The following is a 20,922-nucleotide window of genomic DNA, read 5'->3' as shown; positions in this document are numbered from 1 at the left end:
TTACACCTCCTTCGGTGTAGATCGTCGGGACACGGACTCGGACCACTGGGGAGGTCCGAGGAACGGGAGGGCGACCGGCGCATCGTGCAGCGCCGCACCCAGGGCCAGCAGTACGCCGGCCGATCCGGTCGCCAGGTCCATCGAGAGACGGAGCAGCTGGTTGCCCGGGTATGCGAGGCCGCCTTCGAACGGCATCGCGTGCCAGCCGAGACCGTGCACCAGGTCGTCGATCGTCGCCTGCTCCTCGCCGAGTGCCGCGGCGGTGAGAAGCAGGCCGGCGCGACCCATGAACAGGCCGGGCTGGACGTAGTAATCGCAGTGCGTGACTCGCTTCAGCTCCTGGAGCGTCGCAGCGAGCTCTTCGGACGGCCGGTGGCGCAGGTAGCGCTCGAGGACCAGAGCAACGCCGGCCGAGCCCTCTTCGAGGTACGGCAGCGTCCGCCAGCCCTGGTTGACCTGGCGCATCCCGTCGTCGGTGAGGACGGTCCGCTTGAGGTCCTGCCGGATCGCGATCTCGGCGAGGTCGAGCAGACCGGTGTCGCCGAGCTGCTCGAACGCGTTGAGGAACAGCAGCGCGGGGCCGGCGGATCCGTACATGAGCCCGGCGCGTGCGTGCTGGCCGCCGCTGATCTCCGGCACGTCGGTCTGGAGCCGATCGGCGACCAGGTCGAGCACGCGCACAGCCTTCGCGCGGAGCGTCGGCTCGGTGTCGAAGTGCAGGAGGCTCAGACCGATGCCGGCCAGACCGGAGTGCAGTCCGAGCTCGCGGGAGGTCCAGTCGTCGGCGAGCGTACGGTCGACGAGGTCGAGTGCGTCCTGCTGATAGCCGAGGTCGTCGAGCACCTGCGCTACGCCGTGCAGACCGTCGTACAGGCCCGGTCCGGCCGCGGTGTCGACGGCGCGCTGGCGCAGCCATTCGTCGTACTGCGGGAAGCGGGAGCCGGTCTTGCTCAGCGCGTACAGCACGCCGGCCGCACCGGTAGCGAGGTCGATGCCGCCACCGTCGCGGAACTGCGCGATGTCGCCGGGGAACAGCCGGTCGGTGCGTTCGGGCGTCGCGCCGGCGACGATGGACTTGGTGAGTGCGTCGCGAACCTCGGTCCACTCGGCCTCGCCCGGCAGCGCCAGGTCGACCATCTCCGGGTCGTGGGACTTGCCGGGCCCGACGATCGTCCGTACGGCGTCGTCGAGGGTGGCCCTCGGCACCGGGAACGTCTCAGCGATCATGTCGGCGAGCTGGAACGCCTTGCCGGGATGCAGATTGAGCAGGATTGTTGCCTGCGGTGCGTAAACGCCGAGCGCGATGCAGGCGAGCGCGTACCGGTCGACGTCGACGCCTTGCCGGTCCTGCGGAGCGGCGTACCCGGGATGGGCGAGCGTCGAGCGGGCCTGGTCCTCGGCCTTGGTCGCGACCTCGAAGTCGATCAGCGTCAGCTTGCCGTCGGCGTCGAGCAGCAGGTTGTCCGGGTGCAGGTCGCAGAACACGACGCCGCGATCGTGCAGCTGACCGACGGCCTCGCCGACCTTCGCGATCATCGCGGTCGCCCACTCGGCGTACTCCGCGCGGTCGGCCTCGGTTGCATCCGGGTGCGTCAGCGGATACCGCCGCACCAGCTCGCGCTGCAGCGACACCGAGTCGATGTGCTCCTGCACGAGGAAGTGGTGCTCGCCTAGTTGCAGGTAGTCGTGCAGGGTCGGCACGGCATCGAGGCCGTCGAGCTGCTCGAGGATGTCGCGCTCGTGGGCGATCCGCGCGACCGCGTCCCGTCCGGCCATGTCGAGACCGGCGTACGGGCGGCCCTCCTTGAGGACGACGCGGTCACCAGTCTCGTTGTGATGGCCGACGTACACGCCGCCGCCGTTGGAGAACTGGATGACGCCGTCGATCGTGTACGCGAGGTCGTTGGTGGTGACCGCGTTGCGGGCGTCGAGATGCGGCTGCAGGAAGTCCGGCAGACCGATCCACGGCGGCGTCACGAAGGTCGGGCCGCGGTGGTCCGGCACAAGGTTGCCCTGGGCATCTTCGATGGCGAGGACGCGCTCACCGGTCGGGGACAGGCAGTGCCGGCTCACGAAGGCGCCGTACCGGACGAAGAGCGGACCTTCGGCGTAGCGCAGATCGCTCAGGATATAAGGGCCTTCGACGCCGGCCAGAATCTCGTTGAGCTCCTTGAGCACGAGCTCCAGCTGCGCGTCGTCGGTCGGGTAGATCGTCACCAGCTTGCCGCTCGACCCGCGGGGAGCAGCCTTGGAGTTGACCATCACCAGGACGGCTTCGTTGCGCAGGAACTTGAACGCGATGCCGCGCGGGACGCAGTACTCCCACACCGCCTCGAGCGTCCGCTCCACATCCTGCAACCGCGCCGAGACGTGGATCTTCCAGCCCTGCTGGGGCAGGTGGAGCCCGTCGGGTGCGTAGTGCATCCACTGCTCACCCGGAACATGCCGCCACCCGTCCGGCACCGCCCGCCCGGCGATGGCGAAATCCGGATGCTGAGCACCGCGATTGGCCGGCGTCTCGTAGAACCGCCGATCCGCAAGGCAGTAGAACTCGTAACTCTCATGCATGACTGTCCGACCCCCTTTCGCGGCGCCCCGCCATATCTTGGGTGGCTTCGCCAGGGTCGGCGTAGTGCACGATGTCATCACTCTCGTATGAAGAATCCACACACTACAAGTGAGTAACTAAACACTCTTCGTTACCGGACTGCGCACGCTGAGCGCGGATGCGCCCGTAACAACATGTCAATCCGTCCCGAACCCATCACGGCCCGTAACTTCGTTCCGCATGTGTCGTGCCGGATGAACGTGGGTGGATCCCTCACACCGGATAGGTGTGGACCTCGGTGGCCTTCAACGTGGCTTGGAGGGGCTGGCCGGGGGTCAGGTGGAGGTCGGCCACGGCTGCCGGGGTTATGTCGGCCAGGAGGTCGGCGGGACCGGCGGGAGAAGCGTTGAGGCGGACTCTGACTGTGTGGGCGTGTTGTTCTATGCCGGTTACTACTGCTGGCCAGGTGTTGCGGGGGCTGCCGGAGGGTGCGGTGGTGTAGAGGCTGACGGCGGCGGGTGGGAAGGCCACGTGGACGGGCCCGGTGGCCGGCTCGGCGAGGGTGATGGTGCCGCCGTCGGTGAGGGTGACAGTGGTGCCGGTGGCGGTGCCGCGGTAGAGGTTCAGGCCTACCAGCTGGGCTACGTAGTTGGTGCGGGGGCGGTGGGCTACCTCGGTGGGTTTGCCTTCTTGGACTACTTGACCGTTCTCGATGATGACCAGGCGGTCGGCCAGGACCATGGCGTCGAGGGGGTCGTGGGTGACCAGCAGGGTGCGGCCTTCGAAGCGACGGAGGTGTTGGCCTAGTTCGGCTCTGACGTGGAGGGTGGTGCCGGCGTCGAGGGCGGCGAGTGGCTCGTCGAGTAGTAACAGTTGGGGGTCGGTGGCCAGGGCGCGGGCGAGAGCTACGCGTTGGGCTTGGCCGCCGGACAAGGCGCGTGGTCGCGTACGGGCGTACTCCGACAACCCAACTGTGTCGAGCCAACGGGCTGCCTCTGTGCGGGCGGTCTGCTTCTCGACGCCGCGGGCTCGCAGGCCGAACGCTACGTTCTCCAGGCAGCTGAGGTGGTTGAACAGCAGGTAGTCCTGGAACACCACGCCGATCGGCCGCCGATCGGGTGTGCGGAACGTACGTGGCGGCTCGTCCCAGACAGAGGAGTCCAGTGCGATGCGTCCGCCGTTCAGAGCGAGCAGACCGGCGATCGCACGGAGCGCGGTGGTCTTGCCGGCGCCGTTAGGGCCGAGGAGCGCGACGACCTCACCTGGCTGGACGGTCAGGTCAAGGGACAGCTCGAACGAACCACGGCGCACCTGCAGGTCGGCGTACAGAGTCATTGCAGCCCACTGATCCAGCGCTCGCGCAGGGACGCCAGTACGACGACTGAGACGAGCAGCAGCACCAGACTCAGTACGACGGCCACATCCGGGTCAGTCTCCAACGCCAGGTAGACAGCCAGCGGCATAGTCGTCGTACGGCCGGGGAAATTGCCCGCGAACGTGATGGTCGCACCGAACTCGCCCAGTGCGCGCGCCCAGCACAGCACCGTCCCCGCAACGATCCCCGGCGCGATCGAGGGCAGGGTCACTCGCCGGAACGTCGTCCATCGGCCCGCACCGAGTGTTGCGGCTGCCTCCTCGTACCGCGGGTCAGCCGCGCGCAGTGCGCCTTCCACGGAGATCACCAGGAACGGCATGGCCACGAACGCCTCCGCCACGATCACGCCGGCCGTTGTGAACGGCAAAGAGACCCCGAACCACGCATCGAGGTATTGACCGATGAGACCGCGTCGCCCCAGCACCAGCAGCAGCGCAACCCCGCCGACCACAGGCGGCAGCACCAAAGGCACTGTCACGAAGGCACGGATCAAGCTCCGCCCCGGCAGGCCGCCTCGCGCCAGCAACCAGGCCAACGGAACGCCCAGCACCAGACACAACGCGGTAGCGGACGTAGCGCAGACCAGAGACAGCTTCAGCGCCTGCCACACGTCCGCGCTGTGCAGCTTGGCGGGGAGCGTCGACCACGGTGCTTTGGCAAGCAGGCCGATCAGTGGGACGAGCAGGAACGCCAGTCCGATCAGAGCAGGCAGCAGGAGTACAAGGGGCAGTCGCCCGCTCGTACTCCTGCCACGACGACTCACGGTGCGGAGAAGCCGGCCGCGGTCAGGGCTGCCTTGCCCTTGTCTGACAGAACGTAGTCGGCGAACGCCTTCGCGCCGTCCGCGTTCGGAGCTTTGGTGAGCGTGGCGATCGGGTACTCGTTGACCGCCTTGCTCGCCTCAGGGAACTCGATGCCCTCGACCTTGTCCTTGGCGGACAGTACGTCGGTCTTGTAGACCAGCGCGGCGTCGACCTCGCCGAGACCGACCTTGGTCAGCGCGGCCTTCACGTCCTGCTCGAGGCTGTCCGGCTGCGCGGTGATCCCGGTTGCCTTGAACACCTTGTCGGCGGCCGCGCCACACGGCACCTGGACGGCGCAGAGGGCGATCTTCTTGTTCTTGTCCGCGAAGTCCTGCAGCCCGGTGATCTTGCCCGGGTTCCCCTTCGGTACGGCGATCTCGAGCGTGTTGCTGACGAAGTTCGTCGGCGTGCCCTTGTCCTTCACGTCGTCCATGTTCTTCGGCGCCGCCGAGGCGAACACGTCCGCGGGTGCACCCTCGTTGATCTGCTTGGCGAGCGCGGAGCTGCCGGCGAAGTTGAAGGTCACCTTCGTGCCGGGGTGCGCGGCCTCGAAGTCCTTGCCCAGCTGGGTGAACGTCCCGGTGAGCGAGGCGGCCGCGAAGACGGTGATGGTGCCGGACAGGGCCGCTGTGCTGCTGCTCGAGTTGCTCGAGTTGCTCGAAGGCGAGGACGACGCAACCGGGCTGTCGTCGCCGCAGCCGGCCATGGTGAGGGCGGCGACTGTGGCGAGGGCGGCGAGCGCGGTACGGCGGAACATCAGGCCTCCGGGATTTCGACGACGACATGAGTGGATTTGATCGACGCGACGGCTAAAACACCGGGCTCCAGCCCGAGCTCGTCGGCGGCCTCACGACTCATCAGCGACACGACGCGGAACGGCCCGGCCTGCATCTCGACCTGGGCCATCACGCCGTCCTTCAGCACGCGGGTGACGATCCCCCGCATCCGGTTGCGCGCCGAGGCGGCGGTTGTGTGGCCGGGCTCCGGGGAGTCGGCCAGCTCCTGGGCGAACGCGGCGAGCGCTTGCCCGTCGACGGCCATCCGGCCGTTCTCCTGCTTCGACGGCAACCGGCCCTGATCGATCCAGCGCCGAACCGTGTCGTCGCTGACCCCCAGAAGCGCAGCCGCCTCACTCACCCGCAAGTTCGGCACGGCACACAGCATACCGCCGCATCTGCGGATTGATGCCAGGTTTTCCACAGTTACGAACCGATGACGGATCGCGGTTGGCAATCCGCATAAGTTAAGGACATGAGCACATCGGGGATGCAGGAGTACCTGGACGGGCCGCACAAGGCGGCGCGGGACGTTGTGCGGGCCAGGTTGGCTGCGCACGGTGAGATGGCGGATCTGGCGGTGCGGCTGCCGCGGGACGAGTACCGGGACAAGGTGCTCGAGTTGTTGCTGGAGTCGGCTGCGGACGGGCTGCCTGCACGTGGGTATCCGAAGGAGTACGGCGGCGAGGGCGATCTCGGCGGGTTCATCGCGGGGTTCGAGACGCTGGCGTTCGGTGACCTGTCGCTGATGGTGAAGGCGGGTGTGCAGTTCGGGCTGTTCGCCGGCGCGATCCTGCATCTCGGGACGGAGAGGCATCACGAGCGCTACCTGGCGGATGCGGTCAGCGGGCGGTTGCTCGGCTGCTTCGCGATGACAGAGACCGGTCACGGGTCGAATGTGCAGGCGCTCGGCACGACAGCGACGTATGACGAAGCAACGGGAGAGTTCGTCGTCCACACACCGACGAAGGAGGCTCGGAAGGACTACATAGGTAACGCGGCGCGGCATGGGCGGATGGCGGCGGTGTTCGCTCAGCTTGTCGTCGGTGGTGAGAGTCACGGCGTGCACTGCCTGTTGGTGCCGATCCGGGCCGCGGACGGTACGGCGCTGCCGGGCGTGACGCTGTCCGACTGCGGACCCAAGCTCGGGCTGAACGGCGTCGACAACGGGCGGATCGTGTTCGACCAGGTCCGGGTGCCGCGCGACGCGCTGCTGGACCGCTATGCCCAAGTCGATGCTGACGGCAACTACACGAGCGCGATCGAGAACCCGGACCGACGTTTCTTCACCATGCTCGGCACCCTGGTGCAGGGCCGGGTTTCCGTCGGCGGCGCGGCGATCAACGCGAGCAAGGTGGCGCTGACGATCGCGATCAGGTACGGCGCTCAGCGGCGGCAGTTCGGTGCGCCGGGCAGCGCCGAGGAAGCGGTGCTGCTCGACTACCGGATGCACCAGCGGCGATTGCTGCCGCTGCTCGCCCGGACCTATGCGTTGCACTTCGCACAGGCCGAGCTGGTCGACGAGTTCGCGCGGGTGTTCAACGACGACCGCGACGAGCACGACCGGCGGGCGTTGGAGGCGCAGGCGGCCGGGACGAAGGCGCTCGGGACGTGGCATGCGACCGAGACGATCCAGATGTGCCGCGAGGCGTGTGGCGGCGCCGGCTACCTGGCGGAGAACAGGTTGGCCACGTTGAAGGCGGACACCGACGTGTTCACGACGTTCGAGGGCGACAACACCGTCCTGCTGCAGCTGGTGGCGAAGGGTTTGCTGACGGACTACCGGGAGTCGTTCGGCAAGCTCGACCCACTTGGTACGGCGCGGTTCATCGCGGCGCAAGCGGTGGAGATCGCGGTCGAGAAGGCCGCACTGCGAGCCGTGATCGAGCGGCTGCGAGACGTCGTACCCAATCGGAATGACGCAGCGGATCCGGACGCGGGGTTGCGTGACGATGCGTACCACTCGGGCCTGCTGCGGTTCCGGGAGGAGCACATGTTGTCGGGGGTGGCGCGGCGGTTGAAGGCCGGGATCGACGCGGGCGACGAGCCGTTCGAGGTGTTCAACCGGTGCCAGGACCACGTCATCGCGGCCGGGCGGGCGCATGTGGATCGCGTCGTCCTGGAGGCGTTCCAGGCCGCGGTGCAGCAGGCGCCCGAGGAGATCCGGCCGCGGCTGCAGGATCTCTACGACCTGCATGCGCTGGCCACGATCGAGGCGGAGCGCGCGTGGTATCTGGAGCACGGGCGCCTGTCGCCGGGCCGGTCGAAGGCGATCACCGCGCTGGTCAACGAGTTGTGCGCGGTTGTCCGGCCGGTGGCGGTGGAGTTGGTCGACGCGTTCGGAGTACCGGGCTCGGCAGTGGAGGTGCCGATGGTTGTACCGTCACAGCATGAGTGAGTCGATCGAACCCGCGTCGGCTGCCGAAGCCGCCCGCGAACTCGCCCGGGTACTGCTTGAGCAAGCCGACGCTCTGGACCTGCACGACCTGCGGGCCACCGGCGCGATCGAGAACGTCCGGGTCCAGGCCCGGGCGCTCGCGGACGCCGTCCACGAACGAGGCTGGGGCGACATCTTCCTCGGGATCGACTCGTACGACCCCGACGAGCTGGACGACCTGCCGCTGGGGCCGGACGACTTCGACGATCCCGCGGACTACCGGGAGATCGTCGAGGGCGGCGGTCTCGACGACCTGGAGGAGCTCGGCGAGCCGCTGATGCCGGAGAACGGTGTCCGGCTCAGCTACCAGGCGCGGTACGACTACGTGGTGACCGACCCGGAGGCCTTCGTGCAGTACGTGCGGAGCCGCGCGGACGAGGCGCAGAACGACGAAGTGATCGACGACATCGAGGACGCGCAATCGGCGTTCGAGCTGCTCTGCTACCTGGACGGGCTGGGCTCGAAGGAGTACGAGTCGTTCGGGCTGATCCCGGGTGGCGGGGAGGAGTCGCACAAGGTCGTCGAGTTCTCCCTCTGGGACCTCGACCCGACCCGGCGCGACGACACCTACCCGTACTAAGCCCTACAGACAGACCCCGGAAACAGAGCTTCCCCGCTGTACTGGTCCCCAGCAGCACCAGTACGGCGAGGAAGTCTCCACAAAGAAACGCCGACCGTGCCGGACGTTGGTCGCCACCTCACTGGCGACCAACGCCCGACCGGCACGGCCGGCGTCCTGCTGTTGCCCCGAGAGGGCAAGTGGCCCGAAGGAGGGTGGGCCCGAAGCTCATTCCGTGGCCGGCAGGGGAGGTACAGTCCGGTCACGGACGGGAGCTCGTCGGAGGCCACCTGGACCCGTTGCCGGCGACCCGTCCGTCGCCGACAAGAGAACGTTGTCATGGGGCGCCGCTACCGGGAATCATCCGGTTCAAACATTTGCATTGCCTTTGAAGTAGACAACGCTCAGTAAAACTTTCCTCACTTTCCGTACAGCTGTTGCCTTCTGCAACAACTAACCACTCGTCAAGACCCGCACTCGCGCACCTGCGTGAGCAAGGGTCGCCGCAGCCCGTGCGCCGTCGACCTCGACCCGGTGCAGTGATCAGGCAAGTTCGAGCGACGGGCGGGCCGGGACCTCGCCGTACGTCGTGGTGCGCTGCCGGGCCGGGCGCCCGGCAGCGGTCGCCATCGCGGTGAGCTCGGCGATCGACTTGCGACTGCCGTGCTTGGAGCCGGCCATCCGGCTGATGGTCTCCTCCATCAACGTGCCGCCGATGTCGTTGACGCCGCCGTTCAGTACGTCGACGCAGCCGTCGACGCCGAGCTTCACCCACGAGCACTGGATGTTGTCGATCCGCCCGTGCAGCATGATCCGCGCCATCGCGTGCACCGCGCGGTTCTCGTCGTACGTCGGGCCCGGGCGGGCGACCCCGGCCAGGTAGATCGGCGAGTTCTGGTGGATGAACGGCAGCAGGACGAACTCGGTGAACCCGCCGGTCTGGTCCTGCACGGCGGCGATCGTGCGCAGGTGCTGGACCCAGTGGTGTGGCGCGTCGACGTGGCCGTACATCATCGTCGAGCTCGACGGCAGTCCGACCTTGTGTGCGGTACTGATCACCTCGATCCAGCTTGCCGTAGGCAACTTTCCCTTGGTGAGGATCCAGCGGACGTCGTCGTCGAGGATCTCGGCCGCGGTACCGGGGACGCTGTCCAGGCCGGCCTCCTTGACCGAGATCAGGAACTCCTCGATCGACAGGCCGGTGCGGACCGAGCCGTTCACGATCTCCATCGGCGAGTACGCGTGGACGTGCATCTCCGGCACCCGGTCCTTGACCGCGCGGACGAGGTCGGCGTACGCCGTGCCGGGGAGGTCGGGGTGGATACCGCCCTGCATACAGACCTCGGTGGCGCCGATCACCCAGGCTTCCTCGGCGCGCTGACCGACCTCGTCCATCGACAGCGAGTAGGCGTCGGCGTCGGTGCGCCGCTGCGCGAACGCGCAGAACCGGCAGCCGGTGTAGCAGACGTTGGTGAAGTTGATGTTCCGGTTCACGACGTACGTGACATCGTCCCCGACCGTTGCCTTGCGCAACTCATCCGCGATCCGCGCAAGCTGGTCCAGCGCCGGCCCGGTCGCAGTCATCAGGGTCAAAGCCTGGGCATCCGAGAGGCCGGCCGGGTCGCGCTCGGCGGCGGCGAGGGCTTCCTTCACATCTCCTTCGATGCGTTCAGGTGCGGACCTGCCGGCGACCTGCTCGCGCAGTACGTCCCAGTCGCCGTACGCCGCGTCGAAGTCGGAGCGGGTCTCGGTACGACGGCCCTCGGTGTCGATCGCGGTGTGCAGATCGGTCCGGCCGACGCTGTCCCAGCCGCCGTCGGGCTCCTGCCACGGGAGGCCGGCGGGCTTGGCGTCCTCGTTGGCCAGACCGGTCGCCGGATCGACCAGAGCCTCGACGTGCGAGATCAACCTCGGGTCGAGCCACGGCTCGCGCAGGTACTCCGGGTGCGCTGTGAGCCGTTCACGCAGTTCGAACCCCGCGTCCGCCGTCACCTTCGCCAGGTCGTCGATCTGAGGCCACGGGCGCTCCGGGTTCACATGGTCGGGCGTCAGCGGCGACACCCCGCCGAAGTCGTCCACTCCGGCGTCGAGCAGCGCGCGGCACTCGGCGAGGTCGACCAGGTTCGGCGGCGCCTGCACCCGGACCCGCGGCCCGAGCACGACCCGCGTGACCGCGATCGCGGCCAGCCACTCGTCCAGCGGTACGTCGGCGTCGTTGCGCATCGCGGTGTCCGGCTTCACCCGGAACCCCTGGATGATGACCTCCTGGATCCCGTTGTACTGCCGGGCAACCCGGCGCAGCGCGAAGATCGAGTCGGCCCGCTCGGGCAACGTCTCGCCGATCCCGATCAGCAGCCCGGTCGTGAACGGCACGTTCGACCGCCCGGCGTCCTCCAGCACCCGCAGCCGAATCGCGGGGTCCTTGTCCGGCGACCCGAAGTGCGGCTGGCCCTTCTCCTCGAACAGCCGCCGCGAGGTGGTCTCCAGCATCATGCCCATGCTCGGCGCGACCGGCTTCAACCGCTGCAGGTCCTGCCACGACATGACGCCCGGGTTCAGGTGGGGCAGCAGGCCCGTCTCCTCGAGGACGCGGATCGCCATCGCCCGTACGTAGTCGAGCGTGCTGTCGTACCCGGCCTCCTCCAGCCACTGCCGCGCCGCATCCCACCGCTCCTCGGGCGCATCGCCCAGCGTGAACAGCGCCTCCTTGCACCCCAGCGCCGCGCCTTGCCGCGCGATCTCCAGCACCTCGTCCGGCGAGAGGTACGGCGCGTGCACGCGACCCGGCGTGGTGGCGAACGTGCAGTAGTGACAGCGATCCCGGCACAGTCGCGTCAGCGGTATGAAGACCTTCTTCGAGTACGTGATGATGCCCGGGCGGCCGGCGTCGACCAGACCCTGGTCGCGGACGCGGGCGGCGGTCGCCATCAGGGCGGTCAGCGCGTCGCCGCTCGCGGCGAGCAGCACCTCCACCTCCGCCGGGTCGAGGGTCTTGCCGTCGTCCGCGCGCTTGAGCGCGCGCCGCATCGCGGTACTCAGATCGTTGGCCACGACATCCGAGCCTAAATCGGGAAAACCGGTCGATCTCGCGATTCCGGGCACCAAAAACAATCCGTACAGACGTCCTGATAGTTTGCTGTTCGTGCAGGTCAGGAGGGTTGCGGACGGTCGGCGACGGCGCGGTGAGCAGCGGCGGAGCGAGCTGCTGCGGGCAACGCTGGCCGTGATCGAACGCGACGGAGTCGCAGGTGTGAGCCACCGTGCGGTGGCTGCCTCGGCCGATGTCTCGGTCGCCTCGATCACCTACCACTTCCCGACGCTGGACGATCTCCTCGTCGCGGCACTCCGCTCAGCCGCCGAGGACCTGGCCGTCGAGCTACATGGTCGGGGCAGCGAGCTGGGTGCTCGCCCGGCCGATGAACTGGCGCGCTTGATCGAGCACAGCGTCGTACGGCGGCGTGGCCGGACGCTGGCGCTCTACGAGCTGTACTTGTACGCCGCGCGCCGGGCGGATCTCCGTGAGTCGGCCGGGGCGTGGTTGGAGCCGTTGACGGAGATAGCCCGGACGTTCATTGCGGATCCGCAGAAGGCGCGGCTACTCGTCGCAGCTCTGGATGGGTTGCTGATGCAGGCACTGATAGGTGCACGTGAGATCGACCGGCAGGATGTCGCTGCACTGATCGACGTGCTGAGGTAGCGCACGGGCTACCTGTGGCCGGGTGCGCAGGCCAGAGCCCGCCCCGGTCGCAGCAGGTTGGCTGGACGCATGCTGAGGTTGTCTGTCGGGGCGCTGCGCACCAGGTGGCAGTTGTTCGCCGGTGCGGTGGTCGCTGTTGCGCTCGGGGTCGGACTGGTGCAGTCCGGGCTGCAGATGCTGGCTGCGACGGATCATCCCGTGCTGCCGGCAGGACTGTCGGCGTACCAGCGTGCGCAGGTGCGGGAGGGGTACGTCGGTGCCGCGACGCTGCTGGGGATGTCGGTGATGCTGGCCGTGTTCCTGAGTGTGTTCATCGTGAGTACGACGTTCGGATTCATGACGGTGCAGCGGCGTCGGGAGTTCGGCTTGCTGCGCCTGGTGGGGGTGCAGCGGGGGTATCTGTGCCTGATGGTGGTGATTGAGGCCGGACTGCTCGGACTGGTGGGCAGTGTGGTCGGGGTGCCTCTCGGTCTGGTCGCTACCTGGGCGCAGTCATGGCTGCTGGTGCGGCTGGGGATGCTGCCGAGCTGGTTCGAGGCGCCGTGGGATCCGGGCGCGGTGTGGGCGGCGATGGTCGTCGGCGTGGGTACGGCCCTGGCCGGAGTACTAGCTGCGGCCTGGCGGGCTTCGCGGATCAGTGCGCTCGAGGCGGTCGTGGAGGGGTCGGCCGCGCGGCGGGTGATGACGGGCTGGCGGTGGTTCTGGGGACTGTCGGCCGCGTTCGGCACGGTGCTGATGGTGATCGTGGCCCAGGCGGCGCGGGATCTCGTTGCCGGGTTGATGATCGGTTTGGTCGTGATGATCAGCGGGTCCGTCGCGCTGAGCCAGCTGAGCCCGGTCGTCGTACCGCTGGTCGCTCGCGTCCCCGCAGTCGTTGTCCGGGGCAACTTGATCGCCGACCTCGCCCGGGCCGGCGTCTTGCACGCGGTACGCCGGAGTGCGGCGACCGCGGCGCCGTTGATCGTGCTCGTCGGGCTGGTCGTCGGACTGTGGGGGACGTTCGGCTCGTTGGCGAAGGCGGTCGGGGTCGAGCAGGAGCGGCTGATGACCGCGGATGTCGTGGTTGATCACGCCGTCGCGCCGGGTCCGGGGATCGTCGCTGCATCGGCGCAGACCGTCGTACCGATCACTGTCACGCGCGGGAAGAACACGGTGTACTCGGAGGCGATCGGGATCGATCCGGCGGCCTACCAGCAGACGCACAAGCTGCGGCCGCGGAAAGGATCGCTGGATCGGCTGACCGGGCGGACGATCGCGATCGGACCGGGGATGGCGGTGGAGGGCTACCAGCTCGGGTCGGTCCTGAAGGTTGCGCTTGGCAACAGACGGATCGCGGTCACGGTCGTCGCGGTCATGCCGGAGACGCTCGACGTCAGCGAGAACTTCTTCATCCCGCGAAGTCTCCTGCCGGCGGGTGGGCGGACCGAGACGCTGGTCCGGCTCGCGCCTGGTACGACCATGGATGGGCAGACGGTCGAGGAATGGGCTGCGGCGCGTGGTGATGTGCAGCAGCGGAGCAACTCGGGTCTGTTCGCTGCGTTGATGGGGCTCGCGGGCATTTTCACCGCCGTCGCGGTCGTCAACGCGGTGGTGATGTCGACGGCTGATCGGCGGCGCGAGTTCCGGCTCGGGCGAATGGCAGGGTTGACGCGTGGGCAGGTTGTCGCTGTTGCCGTGGTGGAGTCCGCGACGGTTGTCGTGGTCGGCGTACTGCTTGGGGCTCTCGTTGCCGCGGCCGCGCTGGCCGGGATCGCCGCGGGGCCTTACGGCCTCGCGGCGCTGGCGATTCCGTGGCGGCTGCTCGGGCTGCTCTTCGCGTCGGCGCTCGTCGTGGTCGGGACGGCGGCCGCGCTCACCGCTTGGCGTGCGTCGTCTCGCCGGCCCGGCACATGCTGAGCATCAGGACGTGGTGGAACGGGCGGATCAGGTTGTAGTAGAACCGCCCCGCCGGGCGCAGGTACTGCACCAGGGTCACCACTTTGAACGTGGCCGGCCGCTCGTTGTCGGTGAAGAACGCGAGGTAGCCGATGAGGTGGTTGTCGGAGATCTTCAGCAGTAGGTAGTGGTCCTCTTCGCCGCGTACGACGGTGAAGAACGCGTCCTTCTCGCCCGGGGTGAAGCTCACCGTCTCGGGGCGCATCCGGCGCGAATCCGGCACGGTCGCCGTCTCGAGGCGCAGTACGAGCGCGACCGCAATCCGGATCGCGAACAGTCCCTTGATCCACAAGGGACTGTGGCTGAGCGCGCCGGCGACGAACTCCCGCAGTGTCACGTCGCCACGCGCCGTCTTCACGTCGACCTCGTCCATGTCGGGCATCAGGTCGTCGAGCTCATGCAGGGTGATCGGCATCGTTCGCTCCCTCTAATCGATCAGGCGGAGAGTGAGGTTGTAGATCTCGCGCACATCAGTGCGTCCGATCGGCGGCAACACCTGCTCGGCCCCGATCAGGATCAGATACAGCAGTTGCGCGAACCGGTCCGGATCGATGTCCGCGCCCAGCCCGCGACACAGCTCCTTCAGGTACGCCGTCCGCGCCTCGTCCACCCGCTGCTGCGCCGCCCGCACGTCGGGATCCTGCAAGGCCCACGCCCGCACAGCGATCTCCAACGCCGCACTGTCCGGATCAGCCAGCACCAGCCGCAGCAGATGCTCCAGCTTCGCCCGCGGCTTCGCGACCTCCGCGTCGATGGTGTCGATCAACCGGGTCGTGTTCAGCGCCTCGAAGTACTCCATCAGCGCCGTCTTGAACCCGCCGGCACTCCCGAAGTGGTGGTAGTACGACCCCTTCGTCACCCCGAGCTGATCGGTCAACCGCTCGATCGTAATCGCCGGCGCCCCCTCGGTCGCCAGCAACTCAAGCCCCGCCTCCAACCACTCAGTCCGCGTCACCATACCCAAAAACATACCATACGGTTTGGTATGGTCAGCCCATCCACCGCTCCGCCCATCCGCCGCTCCGCCCGTCCCGCTCCGCTCAGCCGCGGCCGCTGCCGGTAGGCGGCGTTCGGCCGGCGAGTCGTGAGTTCTGGTTGCTGGCGGGAGCCGCGATTCACGACTCGGCGGCACAGGTGCGAGCCATCTGCCACGACTCGCTGGCCGGGCGAGCCATGCCAGAGACAGCGTCAGCCCGACCCGACCCGGTCCGCGCGGCTGTCCCGCCGTCCACCGCCCCCACTCCGCCGCTCCCTACTCCGCCGCTTCCGCTCAGCCGTTCCCGCTCGGCTCCGCTCAGCCGCGGCCGCTGCCGGTCCGCGGCGTTCGGCCGGCGAGTCGTGAGTTCTGGCTGCTGGCGGGAGCCGCGATTCACGACTCGGCGGCACAGGTGCGAGCCATCTGCCACGACTCGCTGGCCGGGCGAGTGCGCCAGGAGAGCCGAGGCATGTGCCTGCACTCAGCTGCCAGAGACGGCGTTAACCCGACCCGACCGACCCGGTCCGCGCGGCTGGCGCGAGTGCGGCTCCGCTCCGTCGCTCCCGCTCCGCCGCTGCCGGTCCGCCGCTGCCGGTCCGCGGCGTTCGGCCGGTGAGTCGTGAGTTCTGGTTGCTGGCGGGAGCCGCGATTCACGACTCGGCGGCACAGGCGCGAGCCATCTGCCACGACTCGCTGGCCGGGCGAGTGCGCCAGGAGAGCCGAGGCATCTGCCTGCACTCAGCTGCCAGAGACGGCGTTAGCCCGACCCCGACCCCGACCCCGACCCCGACCCGACCGACCCGACCCGACCGACCCGACCCGACCGACCCGACCCGACCCGATCGACCCGACCCGATCGACCCGACCCGACCGACCCGGTCCGCGCGGCTGGCGCGGGGGCGGGGCCGCGATTGTCGGTGCTGGGTCGGTTGCTGGCTGGTTTGCGAGGGTCTGCGTGGTTGCGGGGTGGCCGAGCTGCTGGTCGTCCGTGCAGGGTTCAGCTGCGGCGGGTTCGCGCGGTTTGTGGGTGGGTGGAGGTGGGGTGTGGTTGTCGGCGGGGGTGCCGGTTGGGTCGGTGCGGGTCTGGGGGTTGGTGTGGGTTGGGGCTGTGGATGTGGTGGCGGGATGGATGCCGGCCGGGCTGGCGAAGGTTCGCGCGGTTGGGGTGGGTGCGAGGGTTGGGGTTGTCGGTGCGGGGTTGGTTGTCTGCTGCGCGTCCGGGCGTCCGGGCGTCCGGGCGTCCGGGCGTCCGGCGGCCGGGCGTCTGCGTGTCTGCGTGGGTGTGAGCCGGCGGGGTCGGTGCCGGGGTCAGGTGTCGGTTGGGCTGACGGGGGTGTGGGTGTGGGGCGGCGGTGGTGGTGGTGTCGGTTGCCGGCTGGGCTTCGTGAGTTGGGGTGGGCGCGAGGGTTCGGTTGCTGGTGGTGCAGGTTTCGCTTGTGTGGTTCGCAGGTCGCGGTTTGGGGTCAGGTGTGGTGGAGCGGGATCTCCTCGTCGTGCAGGTAGAGCGACGTGATGTGGGCGTGGCCTCGGCGGGTGGTGAGGGTGCGGGTGGTGGTGTTGAAGGTGCCGAACGCGTTGCCGGTGGACCAGAAGATCTGATGCGTGTCGGGGAGGCGGGGAGCGAAGCGCATGGTGCCGGTCTGGGCGTTGTAGTCGAAGCCGGTGAGGGCGATGACGGCGCCCCAGCTGGCCATGGCCCGGGCGTAGTGGTGGCCGCATTCGGCTTCGTCGTACGGGTTGCGGCGTTCGCCGTCGTACCGCCGACGGATGTTGGCGATGACCTGTAGACCCTCGTCGACCAGGCCCTCGGTGATCAGGCCGACGGCGAGGATGTGTTCGAAGCCCGTCATCACCTCGGTGAAGTACGGGAACGGTCGCTCGGGCCGGTTGCCCCGTGGATAGCTGCACATCAGTACAGCGGACTCGTCGTCGCCGAGGACGTAACTCCGCATGTGGTTGAAATGCCCCGCGAACCCATCGAGCCCGTTGTGCAGAAGAATGCTGCGCAGCGTCGTGGCCACATGGTCCTCGTCGAGCAGCGTGCCCAGTTGTGTCAGCCGAGCGAGGTGTTGCCCGACCAACTGGTCGACAAGGCACCCGTCGCCCAGCTGCAGCACTGGATCCGTCGGAACCTCGGCACCCATCGTCTCGCGCAGCCCGGCGGCCACCTCGTCGACGGACGCCGGCGGGCGGATCTCGTGCCGGTAGTACTCGCCGTTGAACAGCTGCTCGTCCATCCACGTGCTGCCCTGGGCGAACAGCTTCCGGCACTCAACAGCCAGGTCATCGCCGAGGTACGCCGCCATCTCCTCGCACGCCCGCAGCGCCGCCAGGTACCACGACTGCATCTGCGGATTCGGCCCGTAGTACTCGACGTCCATCGTGTTGTGCTGGCAGCCCTCCATCACCCCGTCGCGGTCGGCGTCCCACCCGCCGGGGATCCAGCAGAACTCGAGCGCCCGCCGCGCAGCAGGCCACAACGAGCGGAGCATCTCGTCGTCACCGCTCAGTCGCCAGTCGCGGTACAGCTTCACCAAACACCCGAGCTGGCCGTCCGCGGCCGCGACTCTCCAGTCACGGGCGCTCGACGACAAGGGCAGACCCACACGGAAACTCATCAACCCGGCATCGTCGGTCGCATGTGCGAACTCGACCTCACGCAACGACCGCGCGATCTCGCCGAAGAGGAACGGTGTCGCCTGCTCGTAGTTCCACACATGCGTGCAGTTCCCGAAACAACTGCCGACATGATCCGAGCAGCCTTCCCAGCCGAAGAACCGCCCGTCCGGCGTACGGAAGACCGTCTGCGTCCGCAGCGTGCTCAAGTTGAACAGCGCTGCTTCTCGGACTTCCAAAGGCAGATCACTCGACACGAAGTCATTGACGAAGGCAACGGTCTCACGCTCCAACGCGTCGAGCTGAGGTGCGAACCGGCACAGGGCGGTCCAGGCATCGTCGTGCAGCGTCGTGTAGTAGTTGCCGACGAGGTCGGGCTTCTCCCAGGCGCGCCGGTTCGGGAAGTGCCAGGCGAGAACGAAGGTGAAGCGTGAAGTGGCGCCGGCGGCGATCGTACGACGGTCCGCCACGGACGCGACCGGGGTCGCGGATTCGCTGACGCGTTCGTCAAGGCGCCCGTCCGCGGTGAAGTCGTCCCAGAAGTCCAGCAGACTGTCGCCCCAGGTCCGATCAGCCCATCCAGTACGGCGAGTCACATCGAACCCGTCCAGTACGGCGAGCGCGATCGACCCGAACTGCTCCGCGGCCGGATCCACCCCACGACTGCGCAACAGCACGCCGCGCGCGGATTCCCCGTCCGCAGCCGTGTTGTAGTTGCCCGCAGCAACATCACTCGTCCCGTCCCGGCCGATGAAGTTCTCCAGTGCACCGGCCAGCGACACCTCCATCGACGAAGAGCTTCGGTTCGTGACGACGAAGCGCAGCACCGCCACCGGCCACGAGCTCGCCTCGACATCGGTAGGAATCAAAGGATTGAAGGCCTCCAGCGCAACATCCACCGGTACGTCGTCGTCGTGGAGCTCGAGTCGCGCAAACGGATAGGTGGTCGCGAAGGTCGCCTCCCGGAACCGAGGCAGACCGTGATTCTGCGCGCCGCTCCCATGCGCCCCCTCGTATTCACTCAAGTCCAGCGGACCCTCGACGGCGCGAGCAGAAACAGCGCCGTCTGGCGACTCGGTGCGAAGAGCGAAGAACGCCGTACCCGGGCGGAAGCCCTTCGCCGGCCGGTTCACGATCTCCCAGTCGCGGAGGTTGCCGCGGCCGCCGAGGCTGACCGTGCCGGTGCCGATGCCGCCGAGCGGCAGGGCGATCCGACGGAGGTTGCGTCCGGTGTACGTGCGCAGGATGGGCCACATACTTACCGACCCTAAACGCGAAGACCCGCCGGAGAAATCGATCTCCGGCGGGTCGGGTAGACCAATCAGGCGTCGGCGACGGTGAGCGCCTCGGCCTCGACCTCGGAATGGTTGGTGGGCACCCGCAGGTGCGACAGCGGCTTCCAGCCGGTGGCGAGAACGCCGACCGCGAGCAGCACGGCGAAGGCGCCGACGTAGAACGGCAGCTGGATGTTGAACTCCTCGCCGAGCTTCCCGGCCAGCCACGGGGCGACGGCACCGCCCGAGAAGCGGACGAAGGAGTACGCCGCGGACGCAGTACCGCGCTCGACCGGGGCGGCCGACATGACAGCCTCGGTGATCAGCGTGTTGTTGATGCCCAGGAAGAGACCGGCCACGACCACGCCGATCGCCAGCACCGCCTTGTGGTGGGCGAAGAGACCCATGACCGCGAGGTCTGCGCTGAAGAGCAGCAGCACAGTCATCGCGACCGGCAGCGTGCCGAACCGGCGCTGCAGCCGCGGCGCCACGAACACCGACGTGAACGCGAGGCACAGGCCCCAGCCGAAGAAAATCAGCCCGATCTGCCGCGCCGACATCGCCAACGGGAACGGGGTGAACGCGAGCAGCGTGAAGAAGCCGAAGTTGTACAGCAGCGCGGTGATCGCCACCGTCGCCAGCGACCGGTGCCGCAGTGCCTTCAGCGGCTCGACGATCGACGTACGGCGGGCTTCCGGCGGCGATGCGGGCAGCAGGAACGCGGTCGCGGCGAGCGCGATCGTCATCAGCACGGCGACGCCGAAGAACGGGCCGCGCCAGGAGATCGTGCCGAGCTCACCGCCGACCAGCGGACCGGCCGCGATGCCGACGCCGAGGGCGGCCTCGTACAGGATGATCGCCTCGGCGACCGAGCCGGCGGCCGAGTTCACGATCGTGGCGAGCGCGGTCGCGATGAACAGCGCGTTGCCGAGGCCCCAACCGGCCCGGAAGGCGACGATCATGCCGATGCTGTTGGACATGCCGGCCAGTGCGCTGAACACGACGATGATGGCCAGGCCGATCAGCAGGGTGCGCTTCGCGCCGATCCGGCTCGAGACGGCGCCGGTGATCAGCATCGCGACGCCGATGACTGCCATATAGCTGGTGAACAGCAGCGAGACCTGGGACGGGCTCGCGTGCAACTGCTCGGCGATCGGCTTGAGGATCGGGTCCACCAGGCCGATGCCCATGAAGGCGATCACGCAGGCGAACGCGACCGCCCAGACGGACTTGGGCTGCTTCAGGAACGATGACTTGCTCACCGGGGCGTGTCCTCCAAAGGCTCGAGGGTGAGGAGTTTGCGAATGATGGTGACCGCGGCCTCGAGGGTGGTGAGGTCGGTCGCGGGGAGCTGGCCCAACTGCGACGCCAGCGCGACGCCGGCCTGGTGGCGGGCGCTGCGCAGCTCGGCGAGGCCCGCGTCGGTGAGGCTGATCAGACTGGCGCGGGAGTCGGCCGGGTCCTGGGCGCGGTTCACCCAGCCCTGCTCCTCCAGCCGCTGCACGAGGTTGGACATCGTCGGCTGCGAGCAGCGATCGGCCTTGGCCAGCTCACTGATCCGGGCCTGGCCGAGCTCGTCGAGCCGCCCGAGCACGCGCATCGCGGCGTGCGGCAGCGTGTTCACGTTCCGGGTGGCGAGCCGGGACAGCCGCGTCGACGCGACCACCATGTCTTCGCCGAGCCGAGTCAGGTCTGTTGCGATCACAGCTCCAAATATACATAGGAATGCTATGTATCTCTACCGAAGTGAACCAGATCACTTGTGCCGGCGGCACTGCAACTTCCTGCAATCCGACGGAAAATCGGTCATGACCGGTAGTGATCGACCGGTGACTTGGCTACCGTCGTGACCCGTTGGCCTTGGACCGAACGAGGGGAGTCGCGATGAACGAGAACGTGAAGGCGGTACACGGGGTTGGTGCCGCC

At 68.2% G+C, this 20,922-nt stretch carries 15 protein-coding genes; 4 read left to right on the top strand and 11 right to left on the bottom strand.

Going from position 1 to position 20,922, the window contains the following annotated elements; all coding sequences use genetic code 11:
• The 5 genes from lanKC to ACIA58_RS03355 all read right to left on the bottom strand — a co-directional run bounded on the left by lanKC (position 1) and on the right by ACIA58_RS03355 (position 5,878).
• A complete protein-coding gene (lanKC, locus tag ACIA58_RS03375) occupies positions 1-2,568 on the bottom strand; it encodes a class III lanthionine synthetase LanKC (RefSeq protein ID WP_396401974.1) in 2,568 nt (855 codons plus the stop codon).
• A gap of 253 nt (positions 2,569-2,821) precedes the next feature.
• Positions 2,822-3,883, bottom strand: coding sequence for an ABC transporter ATP-binding protein (locus tag ACIA58_RS03370; RefSeq protein ID WP_396401973.1), 1,062 nt, complete (start codon positions 3,881-3,883; stop codon positions 2,822-2,824).
• Positions 3,880-4,686: a molybdate ABC transporter permease subunit gene (modB, locus tag ACIA58_RS03365; RefSeq protein WP_396401972.1), complete on the bottom strand. Its 807-nt coding sequence runs from the start codon at positions 4,684-4,686 to the stop codon at positions 3,880-3,882. The genes ACIA58_RS03370 and modB overlap by 4 nt, the downstream gene beginning before the upstream one ends.
• Positions 4,683-5,483, bottom strand: coding sequence for a molybdate ABC transporter substrate-binding protein (gene modA, locus ACIA58_RS03360; RefSeq protein ID WP_396401971.1), 801 nt, complete (start codon positions 5,481-5,483; stop codon positions 4,683-4,685). Before modA ends, modB begins: the two co-directional genes overlap by 4 nt.
• Positions 5,483-5,878 (bottom strand): molybdopterin-binding protein, encoded by a 396-nt coding sequence (locus tag ACIA58_RS03355; protein WP_396401970.1) that lies wholly within the window; start codon positions 5,876-5,878, stop codon positions 5,483-5,485. The genes modA and ACIA58_RS03355 overlap by 1 nt, the downstream gene beginning before the upstream one ends.
• 99 nt (positions 5,879-5,977) lie before the next feature.
• Between ACIA58_RS03355 and ACIA58_RS03350 the strand changes: the two genes are divergently transcribed.
• Together ACIA58_RS03350 and ACIA58_RS03345 are read left to right on the top strand one after the other, a co-directional pair.
• Positions 5,978-7,900, top strand: a complete 1,923-nt coding sequence (locus tag ACIA58_RS03350; RefSeq protein WP_396401969.1) for an acyl-CoA dehydrogenase — start codon at positions 5,978-5,980, stop codon at positions 7,898-7,900.
• Positions 7,893-8,519: a hypothetical protein gene (locus ACIA58_RS03345; protein ID WP_396401968.1), complete on the top strand. Its 627-nt coding sequence runs from the start codon at positions 7,893-7,895 to the stop codon at positions 8,517-8,519. The genes ACIA58_RS03350 and ACIA58_RS03345 overlap by 8 nt, the downstream gene beginning before the upstream one ends.
• 522 nt (positions 8,520-9,041) lie before the next feature.
• Here the strand turns inward: ACIA58_RS03345 and ACIA58_RS03340 are convergent.
• Positions 9,042-11,525, bottom strand: a complete 2,484-nt coding sequence (locus ACIA58_RS03340) for a bifunctional FO biosynthesis protein CofGH (protein WP_396403302.1) — start codon at positions 11,523-11,525, stop codon at positions 9,042-9,044.
• A 115-nt stretch (positions 11,526-11,640) separates the two neighbouring features.
• Here ACIA58_RS03340 and ACIA58_RS03335 point away from each other — a divergent pair, with 115 nt between their 5' ends.
• Both ACIA58_RS03335 and ACIA58_RS03330 read left to right on the top strand, forming a co-directional pair.
• A complete protein-coding gene (locus ACIA58_RS03335) occupies positions 11,641-12,195 on the top strand; it encodes a TetR/AcrR family transcriptional regulator (RefSeq protein ID WP_396401967.1) in 555 nt (184 codons plus the stop codon).
• 69 nt (positions 12,196-12,264) lie between these two features.
• Positions 12,265-14,091, top strand: coding sequence for an ABC transporter permease (locus tag ACIA58_RS03330; protein WP_396401966.1), 1,827 nt, complete (start codon positions 12,265-12,267; stop codon positions 14,089-14,091).
• Here the strand turns inward: ACIA58_RS03330 and ACIA58_RS03325 are convergent.
• The 5 genes from ACIA58_RS03325 to ACIA58_RS03305 form a co-directional block, all read right to left on the bottom strand.
• Positions 14,048-14,545, bottom strand: a complete 498-nt coding sequence (locus ACIA58_RS03325; RefSeq protein ID WP_396401965.1) for a DUF2867 domain-containing protein — start codon at positions 14,543-14,545, stop codon at positions 14,048-14,050. The two genes, ACIA58_RS03330 and ACIA58_RS03325, sit on opposite strands and share 44 nt — an antisense overlap.
• A 12-nt stretch (positions 14,546-14,557) precedes the next feature.
• Entirely contained in the window at positions 14,558-15,088 is a 531-nt protein-coding gene (locus tag ACIA58_RS03320) for a TetR/AcrR family transcriptional regulator (RefSeq protein WP_396401964.1), read from the bottom strand.
• Positions 15,089-16,569: 1,481 nt separating this feature from the next.
• Entirely contained in the window at positions 16,570-18,978 is a 2,409-nt protein-coding gene (locus tag ACIA58_RS03315) for a GH116 family glycosyl-hydrolase (RefSeq protein WP_396401963.1), read from the bottom strand.
• A 65-nt stretch (positions 18,979-19,043) separates the two neighbouring features.
• Entirely contained in the window at positions 19,044-20,258 is a 1,215-nt protein-coding gene (locus ACIA58_RS03310) for an MFS transporter (RefSeq protein WP_396401962.1), read from the bottom strand.
• Positions 20,255-20,701 (bottom strand): MarR family winged helix-turn-helix transcriptional regulator, encoded by a 447-nt coding sequence (locus tag ACIA58_RS03305; protein WP_396401961.1) that lies wholly within the window; start codon positions 20,699-20,701, stop codon positions 20,255-20,257. Before ACIA58_RS03305 ends, ACIA58_RS03310 begins: the two co-directional genes overlap by 4 nt.
• Between the last annotated feature and the right edge of the window lie 221 nt (positions 20,702-20,922).

This window comes from Kribbella sp. NPDC051586, assembly GCF_044453965.1.
Classification (GTDB): Bacteria; Actinomycetota; Actinomycetes; order Propionibacteriales; family Kribbellaceae; genus Kribbella.
This window is presented reverse-complemented; position numbering and strand designations above follow the sequence as displayed.

Excerpts from the sequence above, each read along its gene's own strand:
- lanKC (WP_396401974.1), bottom strand. The coding sequence starts at position 2,568 with ATGCATGAGAGTTACGAGTTCTACTGCCTTGCGGATCGGCGGTTCTAC.
- ACIA58_RS03370 (WP_396401973.1), bottom strand. The coding sequence starts at position 3,883 with ATGACTCTGTACGCCGACCTGCAGGTGCGCCGTGGTTCGTTCGAGCTG.
- modA (WP_396401971.1), bottom strand. The coding sequence starts at position 5,483 with ATGTTCCGCCGTACCGCGCTCGCCGCCCTCGCCACAGTCGCCGCCCTC.
- ACIA58_RS03350 (WP_396401969.1), top strand. The coding sequence starts at position 5,978 with ATGAGCACATCGGGGATGCAGGAGTACCTGGACGGGCCGCACAAGGCG.
- ACIA58_RS03345 (WP_396401968.1), top strand. The coding sequence starts at position 7,893 with ATGAGTGAGTCGATCGAACCCGCGTCGGCTGCCGAAGCCGCCCGCGAA.
- ACIA58_RS03340 (WP_396403302.1), bottom strand. The coding sequence starts at position 11,525 with ATGCGGCGCGCGCTCAAGCGCGCGGACGACGGCAAGACCCTCGACCCG.
- ACIA58_RS03330 (WP_396401966.1), top strand. The coding sequence starts at position 12,265 with ATGCTGAGGTTGTCTGTCGGGGCGCTGCGCACCAGGTGGCAGTTGTTC.
- ACIA58_RS03325 (WP_396401965.1), bottom strand. The coding sequence starts at position 14,545 with ATGCCGATCACCCTGCATGAGCTCGACGACCTGATGCCCGACATGGAC.
- ACIA58_RS03320 (WP_396401964.1), bottom strand. The coding sequence starts at position 15,088 with ATGGTGACGCGGACTGAGTGGTTGGAGGCGGGGCTTGAGTTGCTGGCG.
- ACIA58_RS03315 (WP_396401963.1), bottom strand. The coding sequence starts at position 18,978 with ATGTGGCCCATCCTGCGCACGTACACCGGACGCAACCTCCGTCGGATC.